At 65.0% G+C, this 19,717-nt stretch carries 17 protein-coding genes; 7 read left to right on the top strand and 10 right to left on the bottom strand.

Translation table 11 applies throughout. The annotated features are described in order from the left end of the window. Nucleotides 1-11 precede the first annotated feature (11 nt). The 7 genes from QX124_RS29475 to QX124_RS29445 form a co-directional block, all read right to left on the bottom strand. Complete coding sequence (locus tag QX124_RS29475; RefSeq protein ID WP_315737175.1) at nucleotides 12-851, bottom strand: aldo/keto reductase; 840 nt, start codon at nucleotides 849-851, stop codon at nucleotides 12-14. Between the two features lie 212 nt (nucleotides 852-1,063). Further along, nucleotides 1,064-3,754 (bottom strand): molybdopterin-dependent oxidoreductase, encoded by a 2,691-nt coding sequence (locus QX124_RS29470; RefSeq protein ID WP_315799037.1) that lies wholly within the window; start codon nucleotides 3,752-3,754, stop codon nucleotides 1,064-1,066. 19 nt (nucleotides 3,755-3,773) lie between these two features. Next, nucleotides 3,774-4,988 carry an NAD(P)/FAD-dependent oxidoreductase gene (locus tag QX124_RS29465; RefSeq protein ID WP_315776398.1) on the bottom strand — a complete coding sequence of 405 codons (1,215 nt, stop codon included), beginning with the start codon at nucleotides 4,986-4,988 and terminating at the stop codon, nucleotides 3,774-3,776. Between the two features lie 5 nt (nucleotides 4,989-4,993). After that, nucleotides 4,994-5,419: a globin family protein gene (locus QX124_RS29460; RefSeq protein ID WP_315779528.1), complete on the bottom strand. Its 426-nt coding sequence runs from the start codon at nucleotides 5,417-5,419 to the stop codon at nucleotides 4,994-4,996. Between the two features lie 84 nt (nucleotides 5,420-5,503). Further along, nucleotides 5,504-6,295, bottom strand: a complete 792-nt coding sequence (locus QX124_RS29455; protein ID WP_315737171.1) for an ABC transporter ATP-binding protein — start codon at nucleotides 6,293-6,295, stop codon at nucleotides 5,504-5,506. Between the two features lie 12 nt (nucleotides 6,296-6,307). After that, entirely contained in the window at nucleotides 6,308-7,216 is a 909-nt protein-coding gene (gene ntrB / locus QX124_RS29450; RefSeq protein ID WP_315799036.1) for a nitrate ABC transporter permease, read from the bottom strand. 63 nt (nucleotides 7,217-7,279) lie between these two features. Further along, a complete protein-coding gene (locus tag QX124_RS29445; protein ID WP_315799035.1) occupies nucleotides 7,280-8,596 on the bottom strand; it encodes a CmpA/NrtA family ABC transporter substrate-binding protein in 1,317 nt (438 codons plus the stop codon). Nucleotides 8,597-8,742: 146 nt separating this feature from the next. Between QX124_RS29445 and QX124_RS29440 the strand changes: the two genes are divergently transcribed. The 3 genes from QX124_RS29440 (at nucleotide 8,743) to QX124_RS29430 (ending at nucleotide 11,900) form a co-directional block, all read left to right on the top strand. Beyond that, a complete protein-coding gene (locus tag QX124_RS29440; RefSeq protein WP_315799034.1) occupies nucleotides 8,743-9,060 on the top strand; it encodes a hypothetical protein in 318 nt (105 codons plus the stop codon). Between the two features lie 208 nt (nucleotides 9,061-9,268). Beyond that, nucleotides 9,269-10,102, top strand: coding sequence for a formate/nitrite transporter family protein (locus QX124_RS29435; RefSeq protein WP_315779526.1), 834 nt, complete (start codon nucleotides 9,269-9,271; stop codon nucleotides 10,100-10,102). A 67-nt stretch (nucleotides 10,103-10,169) separates the two neighbouring features. Continuing rightward, nucleotides 10,170-11,900: a bifunctional protein-serine/threonine kinase/phosphatase gene (locus tag QX124_RS29430; protein ID WP_315779525.1), complete on the top strand. Its 1,731-nt coding sequence runs from the start codon at nucleotides 10,170-10,172 to the stop codon at nucleotides 11,898-11,900. A 23-nt stretch (nucleotides 11,901-11,923) separates the two neighbouring features. Here the strand turns inward: QX124_RS29430 and QX124_RS29425 are convergent, their stop codons facing one another. Continuing rightward, complete coding sequence (locus QX124_RS29425) at nucleotides 11,924-12,838, bottom strand: intradiol ring-cleavage dioxygenase (RefSeq protein WP_315737165.1); 915 nt, start codon at nucleotides 12,836-12,838, stop codon at nucleotides 11,924-11,926. 148 nt (nucleotides 12,839-12,986) lie between these two features. On the opposite strand from QX124_RS29425, the gene QX124_RS29420 reads away from it, so the two are divergent. Beyond that, nucleotides 12,987-14,261: a serine hydrolase domain-containing protein gene (locus QX124_RS29420; RefSeq protein WP_315799033.1), complete on the top strand. Its 1,275-nt coding sequence runs from the start codon at nucleotides 12,987-12,989 to the stop codon at nucleotides 14,259-14,261. 242 nt (nucleotides 14,262-14,503) lie between these two features. After that, nucleotides 14,504-16,021 (top strand): sensor histidine kinase, encoded by a 1,518-nt coding sequence (locus QX124_RS29415; RefSeq protein WP_315779522.1) that lies wholly within the window; start codon nucleotides 14,504-14,506, stop codon nucleotides 16,019-16,021. A gap of 6 nt (nucleotides 16,022-16,027) precedes the next feature. Here QX124_RS29415 and QX124_RS29410 read toward each other — a convergent pair whose 3' ends face one another. Both QX124_RS29410 and QX124_RS29405 read right to left on the bottom strand, forming a co-directional pair. Continuing rightward, a complete protein-coding gene (locus QX124_RS29410; RefSeq protein ID WP_315758506.1) occupies nucleotides 16,028-16,762 on the bottom strand; it encodes a cytochrome c biogenesis CcdA family protein in 735 nt (244 codons plus the stop codon). Between the two features lie 304 nt (nucleotides 16,763-17,066). Further along, on the bottom strand, nucleotides 17,067-17,378 hold the full coding sequence (locus tag QX124_RS29405; RefSeq protein WP_315758505.1) for a hypothetical protein: 312 nt from the start codon (nucleotides 17,376-17,378) through the stop codon (nucleotides 17,067-17,069). 407 nt (nucleotides 17,379-17,785) lie between these two features. On the opposite strand from QX124_RS29405, the gene QX124_RS29400 reads away from it, so the two are divergent. Then, entirely contained in the window at nucleotides 17,786-19,006 is a 1,221-nt protein-coding gene (locus QX124_RS29400; RefSeq protein WP_315799032.1) for a LysR family transcriptional regulator, read from the top strand. A 7-nt stretch (nucleotides 19,007-19,013) separates the two neighbouring features. Further along, the gene (locus QX124_RS29395; protein WP_015668220.1) at nucleotides 19,014-19,409 is read left to right on the top strand and encodes a helix-turn-helix domain-containing protein; all 396 of its coding nucleotides are present in this window, start codon (nucleotides 19,014-19,016) and stop codon (nucleotides 19,407-19,409) included. Nucleotides 19,410-19,717 lie beyond the last annotated feature (308 nt).

The following is a 19,717-nucleotide window of genomic DNA, read 5'->3' as shown; positions in this document are numbered from 1 at the left end:
GTGATGCTGCATTACAGCATGGGCAGCCCGCGCGGCTTCGGCCCGCGCGGAAAGGCGCGATCGATTGCGGCGATCTCGGCTGCGGTCAGCTCGATGTCGCCGGCCGCGGCATTCTGCTCGGCATGCTCGGGCCGCGACGCCTTGGGGATCGCGAGCAGCGACGACGCCCGCGTCAGGAAGGCGAGCGCGATCTGGCGCGGCGTTGCGCCATGCTGCTCCGCGATGCGCTGCAGCACCTCGCCGCCGGCGCTGCGACGTTCCGGAAAGTCGTCATGGCCGAACGGCGAGTAGGCGACGACGGCGACGCCATGCTGGCCGCACCACGGGATCACCGCGTGCTCGATGGCGCGCTCCTGCAGATGGTAGAGCACCTGGTTGCAGGCGATCTTGCCCTCGCCTGCGACCTTCAGCAGTTCATCGAGATCGTCGACGTCGAAATTGCTGACGCCCCAGGACCCGATCTTGCCGGCGGCCTTGAGCTCCTCGAACGCCGCCACCGTCTCCGCGAGCGGATAGGAGCCCGGCCAGTGCAGGAGATAGCAGTCGAGCCGGTCGGTCTTCAGCCGCTTCAGCGAGCGCTCGCAGGCGGTGATGGTGCCCTTGCGCGAGGCGTTGCTCGGCAGCACCTTCGAGACCAGGAACACGTCGTCACGCCGGCCGGCGATGGCCTCGGCGATGACCAGCTCGGCATCGCCATACATCTCCGCGGTATCGATGTGGCTCATCCCGAGATCGAGGCCGCGCCGCAACGTGGCGATGGCGCGGCTGCGATCGGCGTGGTCGAGATACCAGGTGCCCTGCCCGATGACGGAGACGCTGGCCCCGCCGGTTCCGAATGTCTTGTGCTTCATGCGCGGGAGCATAGTGGATGAGGCGCACGACGTCGATTGGGTGCCCTCCCTGCTCAAGGCATCTGACGCGCCTCCACACCCACGTCATTCCGGGGCGACGCGTCAGCGTCGAACCCGGAATCCCGGGCTTGTCTTGCGCTGTTTCATTTCGACCATGTCGAGATTCCGGGTTCGAGGCCGTTGGCCTCGCCCCGGAATGACAGTGTTCTCGGCTAGCTCGCCGCCGCGATCGGCGGGGCGTCCGTGGCCGTCTGCGCGATCAGCCGCTTCATCTCCGGAATGCACGAGCCGCAATTGGTGCCGGCCTTGAGCTGCGCGCCGATGGCGGCGGGCGTGCGCGCACCTGCCGTGATCGCATCGCAGATGGTGTCGCGGCCGACGCCGAAGCAGGCGCAGACGATCGGGCCGCCGCCGACGCCGTCGGGCGCGCGGCCGGACAGCAGCACGCGGCGCTGGTCGTCGTCGAGGCGATCGGCGGCGAACATCGTCTTCACGACGTTCCAGTCGCCGGCATCATGGCCGGGGCCGACGAAGAGACAGGTTTCGATGCGATCGCCGGCGAACGACGCGGCGCGATAGACGCCGCCGCCGACATCCATGTAGTCCGTGACGTCGTCGGTGGCGCGCGCCTTGAACCAGGCCGGCCAGCGCGACAGATCGCCGTTATCGGCGAACAGATAGCCCAAGCCGCCCTGCACCGTCGCGCGTGCCCACCACAGGTTGGACGGCAGCGTGAGCTCGTTGCGCGACAGGATGAAGCCGCGGAATACGTACTCATAAGAACTGATCGCAGCCGGGGTCGCCTTGGCCTCGGGCTGGCCGGAGAACGGATCGGTGTGGGAGGCGACCAGCGCGCCGACGCGGCCATGCGAGGCGTTGGTGGCGTTCCAATGGATCGGCGCGAACAGCATGCCGCGCTGCTGGCGCTCGCTGACCACGACCTTGAGGATGCACTGGCCGTGCTCGGTCGTCACCTTGGCGAAGCCGTCATGCATCAGGCCGTATTTCAGCGCGTCGTCCGGATGCACCTCGACGAACGGCTCCGGCAGATGCGCTGATAGCCGCGGGCTCAAGCCGGTGCGCGTCATCGTGTGCCACTGATCGCGGATGCGCCCGGTGTTCAGGCGCAGCGGGCGGGCGGCGGTGGTCTCACCGCGCAGCGCCGGCACTTCCGGCGCGACGAAGCGCGCTTTGCTGTCGTTGGTGAAGAAGGCGCCGTCGGCGAAAAAGCGCGGTTCGGGCGGCTTGCCCGCGCGCGCCGGCCATTGCACCGGCGCCATCGTCTCGTATTCGTCGTCGGTGAGCGAGGCCAGCGCGCCGATGTCGAAATCGCGCGTGCCGTCGTTCTCGAAGGCCGACAACGCCGCGTGCTCGCGGAACACCTCCGCCGCAGAGTTGTAATTGAAGGCGCCCGCGTGGCCGAGCCGTTTGCCGACCTCGCTCAGGATCCACCAGTCCGGCATGGCCTCGCCGGCCGGCGCCAGGAAGGCGCGCTGCCGCGAGATGCGGCGCTCGGAGTTGGTGACGGTGCCCGACTTCTCGCCCCAGGCCTGCGCCGGCAGCAGCACGTGGACGCCGGCATCGACGGTGTCGTTGGAGCGGACGTTCTCGGACACGACGAACAGCTCGAGCTTCTTGAGCGCGGCGCGGACCAGATCGGCGTCCGGCAGCGACACCGCGGGGTTGGTGCCAATCACCCACAGCGCCTTGATCTCGCCGCGCGCGATCGCCTCGAACATCGCGACCGCCTTGAGACCCTCATGGGTGGCGATGTCCTTGGCCTTCCAGAAGCGGCGGACGCGGTCGATGTCTGGCGGCGTGAAGCCCATGTGGGCCGCGAGCTGGTTGGCGAGCCCGCCGACCTCGCGGCCGCCCATCGCATTGGGTTGGCCCGTCAGCGAGAACGGCCCCATGCCCGGCTTGCCGATGCGCGCCGTCGCAAGATGGCAGTTGAGGATCGCGTTGACCTTGTCGGTGCCCTGCGCCGACTGGTTGACGCCCTGCGAATACAGGGTGACGACCTCGGGAGTCTCGCGGAACAGCTTGAAGAAGGCGGCGACGTCGACCTCGGACAGGCCGGTGGCGAGCGCGGTCGCCGCGGCGCTGCCGGCGAGGCTGCGGGCGCGGGCCAGGGTCTCGTCGAAGCCGCTGGTGTGAGCGTTGATGTAGTCGTGATCAAGCGCACCGCTGTCGGCGAGATGCACCAGCAGGCCGGAGAACAGCGCCGCATCAGTGCCAGGCTTCAATCCCAGGAACAGATCGGCGTCGCTCGACGTGTCGGTGCGACGTGGATCGATGACCACGAACCTGGCGCCGCGCGTCTGCTTGTTGGCCAGCATGCGCTGATACAGCACCGGATGGCACCAGGCGGCATTGCTGCCCACGAAGACCAGCAGATCAGCCTGATCGAGATCCTCATAGGTGCCGGGCACGGTGTCGGCGCCGAAGGCGCGGCGGTGGCCGGCGACCGACGAGGCCATGCACAGCCGCGAGTTGGTGTCGACATTGGCCGAGCCGAGAAAGCCTTTCATCAGCTTGTTGGCGACGTAATAGTCCTCGGTCAGCATCTGGCCGGAGAGATAGAACGCCACCGCATCCTCGCCGTCGCGGGCGACGATGTGCTTCAGGCGGGTCGCGACGTGATCGAGTGCATCGCTCCACGCCACCCGCTGCATGCCGCCCTTGCAGCGGATCATCGGGTACAGCAGCCGGCTCTCGAGCCCGAGCGTCTCGCCGAGCGCCGAACCCTTGGAGCAAAGCCGGCCGAGATTGGCGGGATGCATCGGATCGCCGGAGATGGCAGCGCCGCCGCGGCCGTCGGGCGTGGCGAGCACGCCACAACCGACACCACAGTAAGGACACGCAGTGCGCACCGTCAGCAGCTTCGGATCGACCGTCGTCATCGTCGTGCGTGGCCCCTTCTCACGCTGCCTGCGGCCGCGCGCCCGCGCGCCCGAACATCATCGCCGTCCGGATCGCTGCGACCGGCTCGCGGCTCCGGATCAGCTCGCGATACCACAACGCGTCCTGAGTCTCACCGATCAGCACGGCGCCGGTGAGGCGCCCCTCCGTGATGACGAGCTTCTTGTAGATGCCGCGTTTGGCATCGTTGAGCACGATCGCCTCGCTGCCCTCGGCGCCGATGAAGTCGCCCGCCGAGAACACGGATACGCCGGACACTTTCAAGTTGGTCGACACGACGCTGCCGCCATAGGCCGCCTGGCGGCCGGCCAGATGTCGCGCCAGCACCCGCGCCTGCTCGTAGGCCGGCTCGACCAGCCCATAACAGGTGCCGCGATGCTCGGCGCATTCGCCGAGCGCGAAGATGCCGGGGGCCGAGGTCTGCATGGCGTCATCGACGACGATGCCGCGGTTGACGGCGAGCCCCGCCTCTTTCGCCAGCGCAACGTTCGGCCGGATTCCGGCCGCGAAGATCACGGCGTCGGTGGCGAGGCGCCGTCCATCGGCCAGTTCGACTCCTTCGACCCGCCCGTCCCCATGGATGGCCGCGGTGCTGGCATTGAGCAGAACCTCGATCCCCTTGCGCGCCACCAGCGCCTTCAGCAACGCGGCCGCCGGCGCATCGAGCTGCCGCTCCATCAGCCGGTCCATCAGATGCAACAGCGTCACCCTGGCGCCGGCACGCGCCAGACCATAGGCCGCTTCCAACCCGAGCAGGCCGCCGCCGACGACCACCACGCGCCCCTTCCTCGCCGCCAGCGCTAACAGCACGTCGGTGTCCCGGCTGTCGCGGAACGTGTGCACGCCCGGCAGATCGGCGCCTGGCACGGGAAGCCGCAGCGGCAGCGAGCCGGTGGCCAGAACCAGGCGCGAGAACGCCACGTTCTCGTCGTTCTCGATCTGGAGCTCGCGGCGGCCGACATCGATGGCGGTCACGCGCGCACCGTATTTCAGCGTCACGCCGCGCTCGCGCCACCAGGTGGCTGGCTTGAGCTCGATCTCGTGGGACGCAGCCTCGCCGGCCAGCACCGACGACAGCAGCACGCGGTTGTAGGCCAGACGCGGCTCCTCGCCGATGACGGCGATCGCGTAGCGGCCGAGCGCGGTCTGCGACAGCTCCTCGGCCAGCTTTGCAGCGGCCATGCCATTGCCGACGATGACGAGCGGTTCACTCAAGACGTCTACTCCGCCGCCTGCGCCTTGCCGTAGGCTGCCGCGATCATGAAGCCGGACAGCGTGCCATAGGCCGCGGTCCAGGCCTCGGCGACCTCGGGCGTCCAGGCCTCGCCCAGTCCCTTCTCCAGGGTCCACAGCAGCGCCGAGCCGACCACCGGATAGTGCTCGGGCTTGGCACCATAATCGACGTGGCGCTTGGCCAGCGCGCTTGCTGCCGGCAGGATCGCAGGCAAGTTCGCCAATCCATTGACGACGACCGCCAGCGTCGCCATCAGCTTCTTGCGCTGCTCGGTGAGATCGTCTGGAAACATCGGCCGCACCTGCGGCGCGACCTCGAACAAGCGATCGTAGAAGATGCCCGCGGCCTGATCGGAGATCGGCGCGACCTTGGCAAAGCTGTCCTGAACCAATTCGATCTGAGACGGCGTCATGGGAAATCCTTCGATGATGGAGACGAGAACCCGTTAGTCGCCCGAGGCGGAGGGCGGTTCGATCCGTCCTCCGCGTTCGAATCGTCACGCCGCCTCGACGTAGCGATGGCGCTCATAGAGGAATTCCAGCACGCGCTGGCGGCACTTCACGTAGGTGGCGTTGGTCGCGAGCTCGAGCCGCTTGCGCGGACGCGGCAGCGCGACCTCGAGCACCTCGCCGATCCGTGCGCTCGGACCGTTGGTCATCATCACGATACGGTCGGACAGCAACACGGCCTCGTCGACATCGTGCGTGATCATCAGGATGGTGTTGCCGAGCTTCTGGTGCAGCGCCATCACGGAATCCTGCAGATGCGCCCGCGTCAGCGCGTCGAGCGCGCCGAACGGCTCGTCGAGCAGCAGGACCTTCGGCTCCATGGCGAGCGCGCGGGCAATGCCGACGCGCTGCTTCATGCCGCCGGAGATCTCGTTCGGACGCTTGTCCTTGGCATGGGCCATCTGCACGAGATTCAGATTGTGCATGGTCCAGGCATCGCGCTCGGCCCGGGTCTTGGTCTTGGCGAACACCTTGTCGACGCCGAGCCGCACGTTCTCATAGACCGTGAGCCAGGGCAGCAGGCTGTGGTTCTGGAACACCACCGCGCGGTCAGGTCCCGGCGAATTGACCTCGCGCTCCTCCAGCAGCACGCCGCCGGTCGTGGCCGTGGTGAGCCCCGCCACGATGTTGAGCATCGTCGACTTGCCGCAGCCGGAATGGCCGATGATCGAGACGTACTCGCCCTTCTCGATCGAGAGGTTGATGTCCTTCAGCACTTCGGTGGTAGCGGTGCCGCGGGTGAAGGTCTTGTCGACGTGGTCGAGCTTCAGATAGGCCATGATCTCTACCTCTCAATTCGTCGCAGTGCCGCGGGTGACGATCTTGCCGACCACCGCGATCATGCGGTCGAGCACGAAGCCGATGATGCCGACATAGAACAGCGCGAGAATGATCTCGCTGATATGCGAGGAGTTCCACGCGTCCCAGATGAAGAAGCCGATGCCGACGCCGCCGATCAGCATCTCGGCCGCGACGATCGCGAGCCACGACAGGCCGATGCCGATGCGCAGGCCGGTGAAGATGTAGGGCGCGGCCGCCGGGATCATGATCTTGGCGAAGAACTCCAGCGGATTGAGCTGCACCACCGCGGCGACGTTGCGGTAGTCCTGCGGAATGTTCCGGATGCCGACCGCCGTGTTGATGATGATCGGCCACACCGAGGTGATGAAGATCACGAAGATCGCCGACGGCTGGCCGTCGCGAAACGCCGCCAGCGACAGCGGCAGCCAGGCGAGCGGCGGGATCGTGCGCAGCACCTGGAAGATCGGATCGAGGCCGCGCATGGCCCACACCGACTGGCCGATCAGCGTGCCGACACCGACGCCGACGACGACGGCAATCGCGTAGCCGAAGGCGACGCGCCGGAGGCTGGCTTCGAGATGCCAGAACAAGCCCTTGTCGATGCCGCCATGATCGAAGAACGGATCGAAGATCAGCTCCCGGGTGTCGCTGAAGACCCGGGAGGGCGGCGGCAGCGCCGAGCCGGCCCGGCGGCAGACCAGTTCCCAAATCAGCAGGAACAGCGCCAGCACGATCAGCGGCGGCACCACGCGCACCGCGGCCTCACGTGCCATCTTTACATAGCGCTCGGCCTTCGGCGGCTGCTTGGGCGTCATCGTTACGATGGACGCCGAGGTGGACGCCACCGCGGTCGGCACGACCTGGGGAGCACTATCGTTGCTCAACGCTGGCATGGACATCGGAAACCTTTCTCCGTGCAATGAGAGGGGCCGCGCGCTTTCCGCGCGCGGCGAGAGTCCTGATCAGGCGTCGACGCGCTTGATCGACAGCGACTTCAGGTAGGCGGCGGGATCTTCCGGATCGAACACCTTGCCGTCGAAGAAGGTCTCCTTGCCGCGCGACTTGGAGGTCGGAATCTCGGCGGCGGCGACGTTCATCTCCTTGGCGGCCTCGCGCCAGATGTCCTCGCGGTTGACCTTGGCGATCAGCGACTTGGCGTCGAAGCCGGCCTCATACTTGCCCCACCGGATGTCCTCGGTGATGAACCAGAGATCGTGGCTCTGGAATGGATAGGATGCGAAGTCGCTCCAGTACTTCATGATGTGCGGCGAGTTCTCGACGACCTTGCCGGTGCCGTAGTCGAACTTGCCGGCCGAGCGCCCGGCGACGTCCTCGACCGGGCAGTTGATCCACTGCCGCTTGGCCATGATAGTCGCGAGCTCCTGCTTGTTCTCCATCTTGTCGGCCCACTGCTGGGCTTCCATCACCGCCATCGTCAACGCCTTCGCGGCCTTCGGATATTTGTCGACAAAGGCGGCGCGCATCGCGAAGGATTTTTCGGGATGCTTGTTCCAGATCTCGCCGGTCGTGACGGCGGTGTAGCCGATGCCCTGGTTGACGAGCTGCGCATTCCACGGCTCGCCGACGCAGAAGCAGTCCATGGTGCCGACCTTCATGTTGGCCACCATCTGCGGCGGCGGCACCACGATGGTCTCGATGTCCTTGTCGGGATCGATGCCGCCGGCGGCGAGCCAATAGCGGATCCAGAGATCGTGGGTGCCGCCCGGGAAGGTCATCGCTGCCTTCACGGACTTGCCGGAGGCCTTCTTCTTCTCCAGCGCGGCCTTGAACGGCGCGGTATCGAGACCGAGCTTCAGGTCGGCGTACTCCTTGCCGACCGAGATGCACTGCGCATCGAGATTGAGCCGCGCCAGGATGTACATCGGGGTCGGCTGATTGTTCTGCGTCACCTTGCCGGACGAGATCAGATACGGCATCGGCGTGAGGATGTGCGCGCCGTCGATCCCGTTGCCCTCGGAGCCGAGCACGAGATTGTCGCGGGTCGTGCCCCACGAAGCCTGCTTCTGCACGTCGACGTCGGGCATGCCGTATTTGGCGAACAGGCCCTTGTCCTTGGCGACGAACAGCGGGCCGGCATCGCTGAGCGCGATGAAGCCGAGCTTGGCACTGGTGACTTCCGGCCCTGCCCCCTGGGCAAAGGCTCCGCCGGGAAAGCCCAGCTTCGCGGCAGCGAGCAGCGCGGCCGTGCCGGCACCGGCCTTGAGAAGCTGACGACGGCTGAGGCCGTTGCGGCGAGCAGGATTGGCAGTCTTCGTCATGAGTGCTGTCGTCCTTTGTCTGAAGAGCGCTCGATGGTGAATGGCCGTCCGTTGCGGGTCGCTGCACCACGCACAAAGGCGTGTTCCGAGGAGGCCTCGGAAGGGGCAGCGTCACGATTCGGATGAGGGTTGCGCGGACGGCATCGATGGCGTCGGACACGCTCTTTCAAGCTTCGTGCCAACACGCCGATTTGGATTTGTCAGGAAAATTCAACCCTTTAGCGTTTCACAACAATCCATCAGAGGCAGCGGGCCGCATCCAAAATTTGCGATTCGCACACTTTGTGTGCGGCGCACACAAAATAAGCATGGAGAGATTGTTCCGTGAGCATCAGGGCACCAAAAGAGCCCTTTCAGGCAGCTGCAGCAGAGAAACTCCAGCGCAGTCGCTTGAAATCACTGACTTTCTCGGTGGCGTCAAATTTGGCACACGCATTGCTTCTGGTTCTGCAAGTCAACGATGACTGCGGTTCGCCGGACTGTCGACGCCTATGGCGCTGATCTCCGGGACGGATGCGCGCACGCGACCGAGGTCTCCTCGGCGCGGTCGTCGTGACGCCCTTCCCGCATTCGACATCCGATCCGCCTGCCCGTGGCGATGTCCCTCGAGAGCCAGAACCTCTCGCAAGGCAGCGCGCAATCGACTCCCGAGAGCAAGCAAAGGACGTTTGAATGTCGTATCTCGCGCCTTCAGAATTCGTCACCAAGATGGTGGACGCAGGCGAGTCCAAGATCTTCATGTCGACCCGCGACACCGTCATCCGCGCCTACATGGCGGGCGCGATCCTGGCGCTCGCGGCCTGGTTTGCCGTCACCATCAACGTGAACACCGGCCAGCCGCTCATCGGCGCCCTGTTGTTTCCGGTCGGCTTCTGCATGCTCTATTTGCTGGGCTTCGATCTGCTGACCGGCGTGTTCGTGCTGTCGCCGCTGGCATTGATCGACAAACGTCCGGGTGTGACGATCGCAGGCGTGCTGCGCAACTGGGGACTTGTCTTCATCGGCAATTTCGCCGGAGCACTGACCGTAGCCTTCATGATGGCATTCGTGACCACGTTCGGCTTCACGCAGGAGCCGGACAAGGTCGGCGCTGTGATCGGCAATATCGGTGAAGGCCGGACGCTCGGCTACGCGGCGCATGGCGCGGCTGGAATGGCGACGCTGTTCATCCGCGGCATGCTGTGCAACTGGATGGTCTCCACCGGCGTGGTCGGCGCGATGATATCGACGACGGTCCCGGGCAAGGTGCTGGCGATGTGGATGCCGATCCTGGTCTTCTTCTACATGGTGTTCGAGCATTCGGTGGTGAACATGTTCCTGTTCCCGTCGGGGCTGATGCTCCATGCGAAGTTCTCGATCATGGACTATCTGATCTGGAACGAGATCCCGACCGTGCTCGGCAATCTCGTCGGCGGCCTCTCGTTCACCGGCCTGACGCTCTATGCCACCCACATCAGGACGCAGCCGAAGCGTGATGCCAAGATCGCAGCTCGCGCCGCGGCCTGATTCCGTTTCCCTCGGAGAGCCCGGCCCCGGTAAGGTCGGGCTCCCTTCATTTCGCCCGACAGCCCAAATGCCATTGCGGATCACAATCGGAGCGCATTCCGACAAAGGGCAGAAGCCGGGCAACCAGGACTTCCACGGCGCTCTGATTCCCGATGAGCCGGCGCTCAGCCTGAAGGGCATCGCGATCGCGATCGCGGACGGGATCAGCAGCAGCGAGGTCAGCCACATTGCGAGCGAGTCGGCGGTCAAGAGCTTCCTGACCGACTATTACTGCACGCCGGATGCCTGGTCGGTGAAGACCTCGGTGCGACGCGTGATCGCCGCGGCCAACTCCTGGCTCTACGCCCAGACCAGAGCCAGCCAATACGCCTATGATCGCGACAAAGGTTATGTCTGCACGCTCAGCGCGATCGTGATCAAGGCGGCCACGGCGCATCTCTTCCATATCGGCGATTGTCGCATCTATCGCCCCGCAGGCCATTCGCTCGAGCAGCTCACCGACGATCATCGCGTCATCATCTCGTCGCAGCAGAGCTATCTGGGGCGTGCGCTCGGGGTCAATCCCGAGGTCGAAATCGACTATCAGGCCATTCGGATCGAGCGCGGCGACATCTTCGTGCTCGCGACGGACGGCGTTCACGAGCACGTGGGCAAGCGTTTTGTCGCCAACGTGTTGAAGGAGAATTCCCACGACCTCGATCAGGCGGCCCGCATCATCGTCGCTGAGGCACTGGCGCAGGGCAGTGCGGACAATCTCACGATCCAGATCGTGCGGATCGACGAACTCGGCGCCGGCGATGCCGCCGAGATCCCGGTCCAGGCCGAGCAGCTGCCGCCGGCGCCGCTGCTGGACGCGCGGACGATCTTCGAGGGCTACCGGATCGTGCGCGAGATCCATGCCAGCAGCCGCAGCCACATCTATCTGGCCATCGACGTCGAGACGGAGCTCGCCGTCGCCCTCAAGGTGCCTTCAATCGACCTGCGCGGCGACAGCGCCTATCTCAAACGGTTCCTGACGGAAGACTGGATCGCGCGGCGGATCGATAACCCGCATGTGCTGAAGGCCTTCCCATCGACGCGGCGCCGCGATCATCTCTACGTCGTCACCGAATTCGTCGAAGGCCAGACCTTGGCGCAATGGATGATCGACCATCCCAAAGCCGATCTCGATGCCATCAGAGACATCATCGAGCAGATCGCCAAGGGGCTGCAGGCGCTGCATCGAAAGGAAATGCTGCACCAGGATCTGCGGCCGCAGAACATCATGATCGACCGGACCCGAACGGTGAAGATCATCGATTTCGGATCGGTGCGCGTCAGCGGCGTGGTCGAGGCCGACCCGGCTGCCGACCACGACAGCATCCTCGGCACCCAACAGTATACGGCGCCGGAATATTTTCTCGGCGAGGGCGGCTCCGAATGGTCCGATCAGTTCTCACTCGGAGTCATCGCTTACCAGATGCTGACGGGGCGATTGCCCTACGGCGCGCAGATGGCGCGCGCAAGAACCCGGGCACAGTTTCGCAAGGTCCGCTATCTGCCGGCCTCCGGCGATGACCAAGCCGTCCCGCTCTGGATCGACGGCGCACTTCGACGCGCCGTCCATCCCATCGCCGCCAAACGTTACGAGAGCCTCTCGGAATTCGTCTTCGACCTTCGGCACCCCAATCCGGCCTATGTCGGCGACAGCCGGACGCCCCTGATCGAGCGCAATCCGCTGCTGTTCTGGAAAGCAACGACTGCGCTGCTCGCGATCGCAGTCGTCATCCTGCTCGCGGCTCGCCACGGTGGCTGGTAGGCGCGCCTGCCGGCCGCCACAGCTCAGGCGGGTTCAGGCGCGATCGCGCCGAGCGGTCTCGGCGCCGCGCCCGCTCCCGGCTTCATGCGGAAATCATAGGTCATGAAGTGCCATGGCCCGACGGCCAGCTTGCCGTCCGGCATCACCGCGTCGCTGCGCCGCTCCACTTGGGCGACGAGGTCGTTCTTGACGCCAAAGACGACATCGCTGTCGAGATATTCGTCACCGCCGACGAAGACGTGGGTGATCAGCGGCTCGTAGCCCTTGGCGTCCACTAGGAAATGGACATGAGCCGGCCGCATCGGATGGCGTTTGGTGCTCAGGATCATCTGTCCCACCGGACCGTCGGTCGGGATCGGATAGCTGCAGGGCAGGATGGTGCGGAAGAAGAAGCGGCCATCCGCATCGGTGATGAAGCGTGCCCGCGACGACGGACCATCGCTCGCGTAGGACGGCCGCTGCGAATCGTAGAAGCCCTCGTCGTCGGCATGCCAGACATCGACCGTGGCGCCTGCCAGCGGGGCACCCGACAGATCGGTGACCCGTCCCTGGACGAACATCTTCTCGCCCTTGAGATCCGCCGAAATGTCGGTGCCGTGGGGCGTCACCTTGTGCTCGCCGACGTAGAACGGGCCGAGCACGGTCGTCTCCGTCGCCCCTGCCCGGTCGCGATGATTGATGGCGTCGACCAGCATCGACACGCCGAGCACGTCGGACAGCAGGATGAACTCCTGCCGGCTCGCGGTGCAGGTCTGTCCGGTGCGGGTGAGAAAGTCGATGGCGGCGGCCCACTCGTCGAAAGTGAGCTCCGTCCGGCGCACGTAATCGTGCAGCGATTTCACCAATTCCTGCAGCAGGAATTTCGCGCGCGGATCGGGTGTCCCTTCGAAGCTCGCGACGACGGCCTCCGTGAGCTCGGCCTCGTTGAATTGTGTCATTGCCAATTCCTCCCGGCGCAAAGGGTACACGACGCATCCCTGGCCTGCCATTGGACGCGGCGCGTTTTTCGGCTATCACCCGGACAAACGGCATGTGCGGCCGATCCTCGCGCAGGCCGCCAGAAACCGATCATAGCGGAGACGCCCGATGCTCGCCCCGACACCCGCCTCGCCCGAAACCGTCGGCATGTCGAAAGCCGCGCTCGATCGCATCGATGCCCATCTGCGGCAGCGCTATATCGAGGCCGGCCGCTTTCCCGGGACGCAGTTGATGGTCTATCGCCGCGGCAAGATCGTGCATGCGAGCTCGCTCGGCTATGCCGACGTCGAGCGCAAGGTCCCGGTCAGGGACGACACGATCTACCGCATCTATTCGATGACCAAGCCGATCACCTCGGTCGCCTTCATGATGCTGGTCGAGGAAGGCAAGGTCGCGCTCGACGAGCCGGTCGCGAAATACATTCCGGAGTGGAAAAATCTGGGCGTGTTCGTCGCCGGCACCGCGCCGGCCTTTGTCAGCCGGCCGCCGGCGCGGCCGATGCTGATCGTCGACCTCTTGCGCCACACCTCCGGCCTCACCTACGGCTTCCAGCAGCGCTCGAACGTCGATGCCGCGTATCGCGACGCCAAGATCGGCGCGGTCGAAAAGGCAGGAACGTTGCAGTCGATGATCGACGACCTGTCGCTCATTCCGCTGGAGTTCTCGCCGGGGGAAGCCTGGAACTACTCGGTCTCCACCGACGTGGTCGGCTATCTCGTCGGCAAGATAGCCGACAAGCCGTTCGAGCAAGTGCTGAAAGAGCGCATCTTCGATCCGCTCGGCATGAGCGACACCGACTTCCACGTCCCCGCCGCGAAGGCGCACCGGCTGGCGGCGTGCTACTCGGCCGATGCCGGCGGCGCCTTGTCGTTCCACGCGGCCGATCGCAAGGGCGGCCTGACCTTGCAGGACGATCCCGCCACCAGCTCTTTCTTGAGCCCGCCCGACTTCATCTCAGGCGGCGGCGGTCTGTGCTCGACCACGGCGGACTATCTGACGTTCTGCCGCGCGCTGGTCAATGGCGGCGAGCTCGGCGGGGTCAGGCTGCTCGGCCCGAAGACGCTGAAGCTGATGACCTCGAACCATCTGCCGGGCGGCGTCGACCTGCCGGCGCTGTCGCGCTCGATGTTCGCGGAAGCAGCCTATAACGGCATCGGCTTCGGTCTCGGCTTCTCGGTGACGATGGATCCGGCCAAGACGCTCATTCCAGGCAGCGCCGGAGAATATGCCTGGGGCGGTGCGGCCTCCACCGCGTTCTGGATCGATCCGGCCGAGGAGCTGATCACGATCTTCATGACCCAGGTGCTGCCGTCGAGCGCCTATCCGATCCGCCGCGAGCTGCGCACGATGGTGTATGCGGCAATCACAGAGAGCAACGTCTAGAAGAGGCGCTGTGGCGGTAAAGCCGCTCAGGGAACCGGCGATCGCCGCGCGTTGCGCTTGGCGTGCACGCGGTGCTCTCCTATGCTGACAGTCATGTGAACGGTTGCAACCGCCGAGCCCTTGCGGAGGCAACCGCTCCAGCCTGATATGCGCTCGCTGCACAAATTCGCCTCCGCCCTACGCACCTCCCGCCTGCGTCAGTCCCAACGGCGATCAGCAGCGCCAGCTCAAACGGGGCATCCGTGCCAAAACTCTCCCTGCCGATCCGGCTTGCTCTTCTGGTCGCAGGGACCACGCTGCCGCTCATCCTGTTCGCAGGCGGGATCGTCTTGCACAACTACATGCAGGACCGCAGCGACGCCCGTCAGCGCGTGCTGGAGACGGTGCGCAGCATCCGGCTGACGCTCGATGCCGAAATGCAGCGCATGACTGGCGGCGTCCAGGTGCTGGCGCTGACCGATGCCCTGACCACCGGCGATTTCGAACGCTTCCGCCCGATCGCGATGGGTTTCCTCGAGCAGTACGGCAAGAACGGCACGATCGTGGTCGCCGACCGCAACGGACGCCAGCTGTTCTCGTCGGCGACGACGGATACGGCTCACCTGCCGACGCGCAACAACCGCGAGATCACCCGCCGCGTGTTCGAGACCCGGCAGCCGCAATATTCCGACCTTTTCTACGGCGTCGTGAAGAAGAGCCTGATCGTCACCGTCGAGGTGCCCGTCTTTCGCGACGGCGAGGTCGTCTATGACATCTCGTTCAGCCCGCCGATCGAGATGTTCCAGACCATCCTGGAAAAGCAGCGGCCGAACCCGGACTGGACCTTGTCGCTGCTCGACCGCAAGGCGACCGTATTCGCACGCGTGCCAAATCCGGCGGACACGATAGGCAAGCAGGCCTCGCCATCGGTGTTTGATCGCATGCGCAGCGAGCAGGAGGCGACGCTGTCGAGCGTATCGCTCGAGGGCGTGCCGCTGCTGTCGAGCTTCACCCATTCCACCCTCACCGGATGGACCATCGGCGCCGGCATCGCCGAGGATTCGCTTGTGGCGCCGCTGTGGCGCAACCTCGCCGTCACCAGCCTGCTCGGCGGCATCATGCTGGCGATCGGTCTGGCCTTTGCGGTGCGGATGGCGACGACGATCGCGCGCGCCGAGATGCTGCACGACCTGCTGATCGAGGAGCTCAATCACCGGGTCAAGAACACGCTGGCGATCCTGCAGGCGATCGCGGTGCAGACCTTCCGCAGCGCCAGCCGCCATGAGCGTGAGAAGTTCGAGGGCCGGCTCGGCGCGCTCGCCGAGGCGCATAATCTGCTCAGCAAGGAGAAATGGCAGGGTTCTGAGCTGGAGGACGTGATCGAGCGCGTGCTCAAGCCCTACCGCCTCAACACGCCCGAGCGCATCAGGATCTCCGGCCCGAAGGTGGCGCTGTCGCCGCGGCTCGCCGTGGTGCTGTCGATGATCGTGCACGAGATCGCAACCAACGCCGCCAAATATGGTGCGCTCTCCAACGACACCGGCACGGTCGATCTGTCCTGGGAGCTGGCGAGCGCGGCCGACGCGGCGAAGAAGCTGCCGGCACGGCTGCGGCTGGTGTGGCAGGAAACCGGCGGGCCGGTGGTCTCGGCGCCGATCCAGCGCGGCTTCGGCTCCCGCCTGATCGTGCGCAGCGCGCGCGATCAGCTCGGCGGCGAGGCCACGGTCGACTTCCTGCCGCCGGGCGTGGTCTACACCATCACCTGCAAGCTCGACGATTGAGCCGCGTCAGCCGAACCTCTGCAGCGCCGGGAACGTCTCGAGCAGCCAAATGCTGAAGGTCGAGACCGCGCCGGTGAGAAAGCCGATACCGGTGGCGATCATCAGCACGCCCATCGCGCGCTCGATGTTCACGAGATGGCCACGCATGCGGATGAACAGCGCCGAGAACTGTTCGATCATGAACGCCGCGACCAGGAACGGAATGCCGAGGCCGGCGGAATAGACGGCAAGAAGCCCGGCCCCCTTGGCGACTGTCGTCTCCGCGGCTGCGATCGAGAGGATTGCCGCCAGGATCGGCCCGATGCACGGCGTCCAGCCGAAGGCGAAGGCGAGCCCCATGACGTAGGCGCCCCACAGGCCGACCGGCTTGGGGATCGGCAGCCGACCTTCGCGCATCAGGAACGCGATCCGGGTCAGGCCGAGGAAGTGCAGGCCCATCACGATGATGACGATGCCGGCGAGAATGGACAACTGCTCCGACCAGGCCCGGATAAGGCCGCCGATCAGCGACGCGCTCGCCCCCAACATCACGAACACGGTCGAGAAGCCCAGCACGAACAGTGCAGCCGAGATCATCACGGCGCGGCGCGACGCGGCCGGAGGCTCCTCGCTCTCGATGTGCTCGATCGTGGCACCGGTGAGATAGACCAGATAAGGCGGAACCAGCGGTAGCACGCAGGGCGAAAGAAAACTGACCAGGCCAGCAATGAACGCGGCCGGAATCGATACGTTCTGGATCATGCGAGTCCCGCGATACGCCCCTCCAGGCGCAAGCCGGGGCACGACGCTTCTTGCCGCCGATGCCGGGAATACGCAACAGACGTGCCGAAGTTACGGCGGTCACCGATGATCACCGCCTGCGGGCTTTCGCGAGGACAGAGCCCGACATCCCCGGATCGGGGGCCTCATTGGCGAAGTCCCCCGCCGCGATGGGAGTGTCCGCCTCGTTCCAACCGGCTCGTCTGCGAGCCGGTGCGCGCTCACTGTGGGATCACGACATATCACAAATGCGCTAAATGCACCCTTGTGCACACATCGAACTGTGCTATTTCACCACTCGAAGCAACGGTGGCCGGCGCTGACCCGGCTGCAGCTTCGCATCGCGCAGCTTGTCGGGATTGTCAGCTTGAACCATCTCATCGCAAAGCGATTTCAGATCGTCTTCGCTCAGACGGTTCAGCTTCATACGCAGGTCGAGGATGGCAACCGAGACCAAATGTGCCGATTCGCGATTGCCCGTTGCCGCGAGCATGGCGCGGCACTGCTCCAGGGATGCAAGCACTGCAAGCATTTGTTCGTCTGAATTGGCCACAGGCGTCGTTTCCGTTCTAGCGTGCGACGAGATCGAGCCGAGCAACTCCCGACTCGCGGATGGCTTCCAAATACGTCATGTCGTTGCTCCCCTGCGCTTTGCCCATGCGGCTCAGTCCTGGCATGACGCAGGGTGAAGACACGCCACCGCTTCCCGGCATTCGATGAGTCAGCGCCACGATCCGTTCATCAAGATAGCATGACAACGGACCATCTTCGAATACCATTTCATTGCGGTCGAGGCAAAAACCGTCGATCTTAGATTCGACTCGCGCTAAGCGTGTCCTTGTCCTACATGATGTGTCAGACCGCGCGTCTGCCGCCGGTAAGACCATGCTGCAGAGAACTGAAGGTAGCAGACTCATCGACCCTCGATCGCTCAACCAAATCATGGCACGAACGTGTCTTGCCCGTAATTTATCGGAATCACTCTAGCAGGCGGAGAGAGCTTGTATGCGCGTTGCGGCGGAACGGGGCGTTCCTCAGAAGGAACGCCAGGACCTAGCCGAGACCCCTGCGACGCTGGCGCCAGGGGAGCACGGCGACTCGTCTGCTGCGGCAGGATCGAGCATCGAACTGAGCCGAGAGAGTGGCGGCGCCAGGGGCGCAGCGGCGAGCAAGCCGGCAAGAACTGTGACGGGCCGGGCCCCCCCGGCAAAGTCAACCATGAGCAAATCGGCGCTGGCAAGTCTCACCGACTGGGATGCAGCGCGGATCTTCCTCGAGGTTGTCAGGGCCGGCAGCTTCCGCTCCGCGGCCGAGCGGCTGACGCTCTCGATCAATGCCGTACGGCGGCGCATCGATGATTTCGAGCGGCAGATCGGCGCGACGCTGTTCACGCGCGATGTCCACGGCGCTCGGCTGACCGACGAAGGCGCGCTGGTGGTCTCCGCCGTCGAGCACATGGAGGCCGCGTCATTCGAACTGCTGCGCGCGGGCGATGGTCTCGCCGGCGCTGCGTCGGGCGAGGTCCGAGTCGCGGTGACCGAGGGGCTCGGCACGTTCTGGCTGGCGCCCCGGCTGGTCGAATTTCAGCAGAGCTTCCCCAACGTCATGGTCGACCTCTATTGCGCGATGCGCTCGGCCGACGTGTCGCGTCACGAGGCCGATGTCGCCATCCACCTCACCCGGCCGGCGGCGCTCGACGTCAAGCTGGTCCGGCTCGGCCGCATGCACCTGATGTGCTTTGCGAGCGAGAAATATCTGGAGATATTTGGCATCCCAAAGACGATTGACGATCTCGTCAAACATCGCTTGGTTCTGCAGGTGGCGGACGAAGCCGCCGCCAACGCCGCCTTCGCCACCATCTTTCCCGGTTTTGAGCAGCGGGACCTGATCGCGATGACCACCAATGTCTCGAGCGCCAATTACTGGGCGGTGGCGCACGGCGCCGGTATTGGAGTCTTCCCAACCTACGCGAGTGCCCTGGGCGGGAAGATCATACCGCTTGAGGTTGATCTCAAGTGGTCCTACGACATCTGGCTGTCTTACCATGCCACCACTGGACGCATCCCTAGGGTGCGTCACATGATCGACTGGCTGGTGGAGGCCTTTAACCCTGGCAAATACCCGTGGTTTAAGGACGAATTCATCCATCCACAGCAACTTAAAACAGTATATATGGGTGAACCCCTGACCCATCTTTTCGGGGGCTTTCCGATGGAAGGACGGTAAAATCAGTATGAACAAATCAGCGGCAAAGAAAATGAAGCAGCGCAGTGCGGGCAAGCCCGACATCGAGCTCGGCAAGCGGATTCGCCTGCGGCGTGTAGAGCAGAAGATCTCGCAGGCTGAGCTCGGCGAGAAGCTCGGCGTGAGCTTCCAGCAGGTCCAGAAGTACGAGAAGGGCGTCAACCGGGTCGGCGCTGCGCGTCTGCAGCAGATCGCCACCGCGCTCGACGTGCCCGTGACGTTCTTCTACGACGGCGACAGCAAGGCCCGTGAGGTCGAGAGCCTCCTGTTCCTGGACAGCGCCTTCAGCCTGCGGTTGCTGCGCGCCTACAGCAAGATCAAGGACCAGACGGTACAACGTCAGCTGGTATCCTTGATGGAATCGATCGCAGCGAACGAAGAATAGGCAAGGCTGTCTGATCCGTCAGACAGGTCTGCCCGTGATGGTTATGGGCCATCTTCGCTCGAGGGCGCAACTTGGGGGCGCCAGGCGATCTGCCAGCTCGGGCGAGTTCACTGCCTCGGCTCAAGGCCGAGCGATCGGCGTGGCCGACACACCGGCCCTTCTCGTCCGCCCAGCGATCGCTGCGCGGTCTGAGGCTTCGTCGCCTTTATTTTTTCGTGCTCCCCTGCCGTCATAGGAAGTGGCGGCATGCCGGCGTTTCGGTCCCGTCCGGCCGACGCTGATCGTGAAGGGCTCGCGTTCTCTCCTGG

Origin of the sequence: Bradyrhizobium sp. SZCCHNRI3043, from assembly GCF_032377735.1 — a bacterium.
In the GTDB taxonomy this organism is placed as follows: domain Bacteria; phylum Pseudomonadota; class Alphaproteobacteria; order Rhizobiales; family Xanthobacteraceae; genus Bradyrhizobium.
The sequence above is the reverse complement of the archived record's forward strand: the minus strand, read 5'-3'. Positions and strand labels throughout refer to the sequence as shown.

Bases quoted from the DNA above. Each gene is read 5' to 3' on its own strand.
- QX124_RS29475 (WP_315737175.1), bottom strand. From the start codon at position 851: ATGAAGCACAAGACATTCGGAACCGGCGGGGCCAGCGTCTCCGTCATC.
- QX124_RS29470 (WP_315799037.1), bottom strand. From the start codon at position 3,754: ATGACGACGGTCGATCCGAAGCTGCTGACGGTGCGCACTGCGTGTCCT.
- QX124_RS29460 (WP_315779528.1), bottom strand. From the start codon at position 5,419: ATGACGCCGTCTCAGATCGAATTGGTTCAGGACAGCTTTGCCAAGGTC.
- QX124_RS29455 (WP_315737171.1), bottom strand. From the start codon at position 6,295: ATGGCCTATCTGAAGCTCGACCACGTCGACAAGACCTTCACCCGCGGC.
- ntrB (WP_315799036.1), bottom strand. From the start codon at position 7,216: ATGTCCATGCCAGCGTTGAGCAACGATAGTGCTCCCCAGGTCGTGCCG.
- QX124_RS29445 (WP_315799035.1), bottom strand. From the start codon at position 8,596: ATGACGAAGACTGCCAATCCTGCTCGCCGCAACGGCCTCAGCCGTCGT.
- QX124_RS29440 (WP_315799034.1), top strand. From the start codon at position 8,743: ATGGCGTCGGACACGCTCTTTCAAGCTTCGTGCCAACACGCCGATTTG.
- QX124_RS29435 (WP_315779526.1), top strand. From the start codon at position 9,269: ATGTCGTATCTCGCGCCTTCAGAATTCGTCACCAAGATGGTGGACGCA.
- QX124_RS29430 (WP_315779525.1), top strand. From the start codon at position 10,170: ATGCCATTGCGGATCACAATCGGAGCGCATTCCGACAAAGGGCAGAAG.
- QX124_RS29425 (WP_315737165.1), bottom strand. From the start codon at position 12,838: ATGACACAATTCAACGAGGCCGAGCTCACGGAGGCCGTCGTCGCGAGC.
- QX124_RS29420 (WP_315799033.1), top strand. From the start codon at position 12,987: ATGCTCGCCCCGACACCCGCCTCGCCCGAAACCGTCGGCATGTCGAAA.
- QX124_RS29410 (WP_315758506.1), bottom strand. From the start codon at position 16,762: ATGATCCAGAACGTATCGATTCCGGCCGCGTTCATTGCTGGCCTGGTC.
- QX124_RS29400 (WP_315799032.1), top strand. From the start codon at position 17,786: ATGCGCGTTGCGGCGGAACGGGGCGTTCCTCAGAAGGAACGCCAGGAC.
- QX124_RS29395 (WP_015668220.1), top strand. From the start codon at position 19,014: ATGAACAAATCAGCGGCAAAGAAAATGAAGCAGCGCAGTGCGGGCAAG.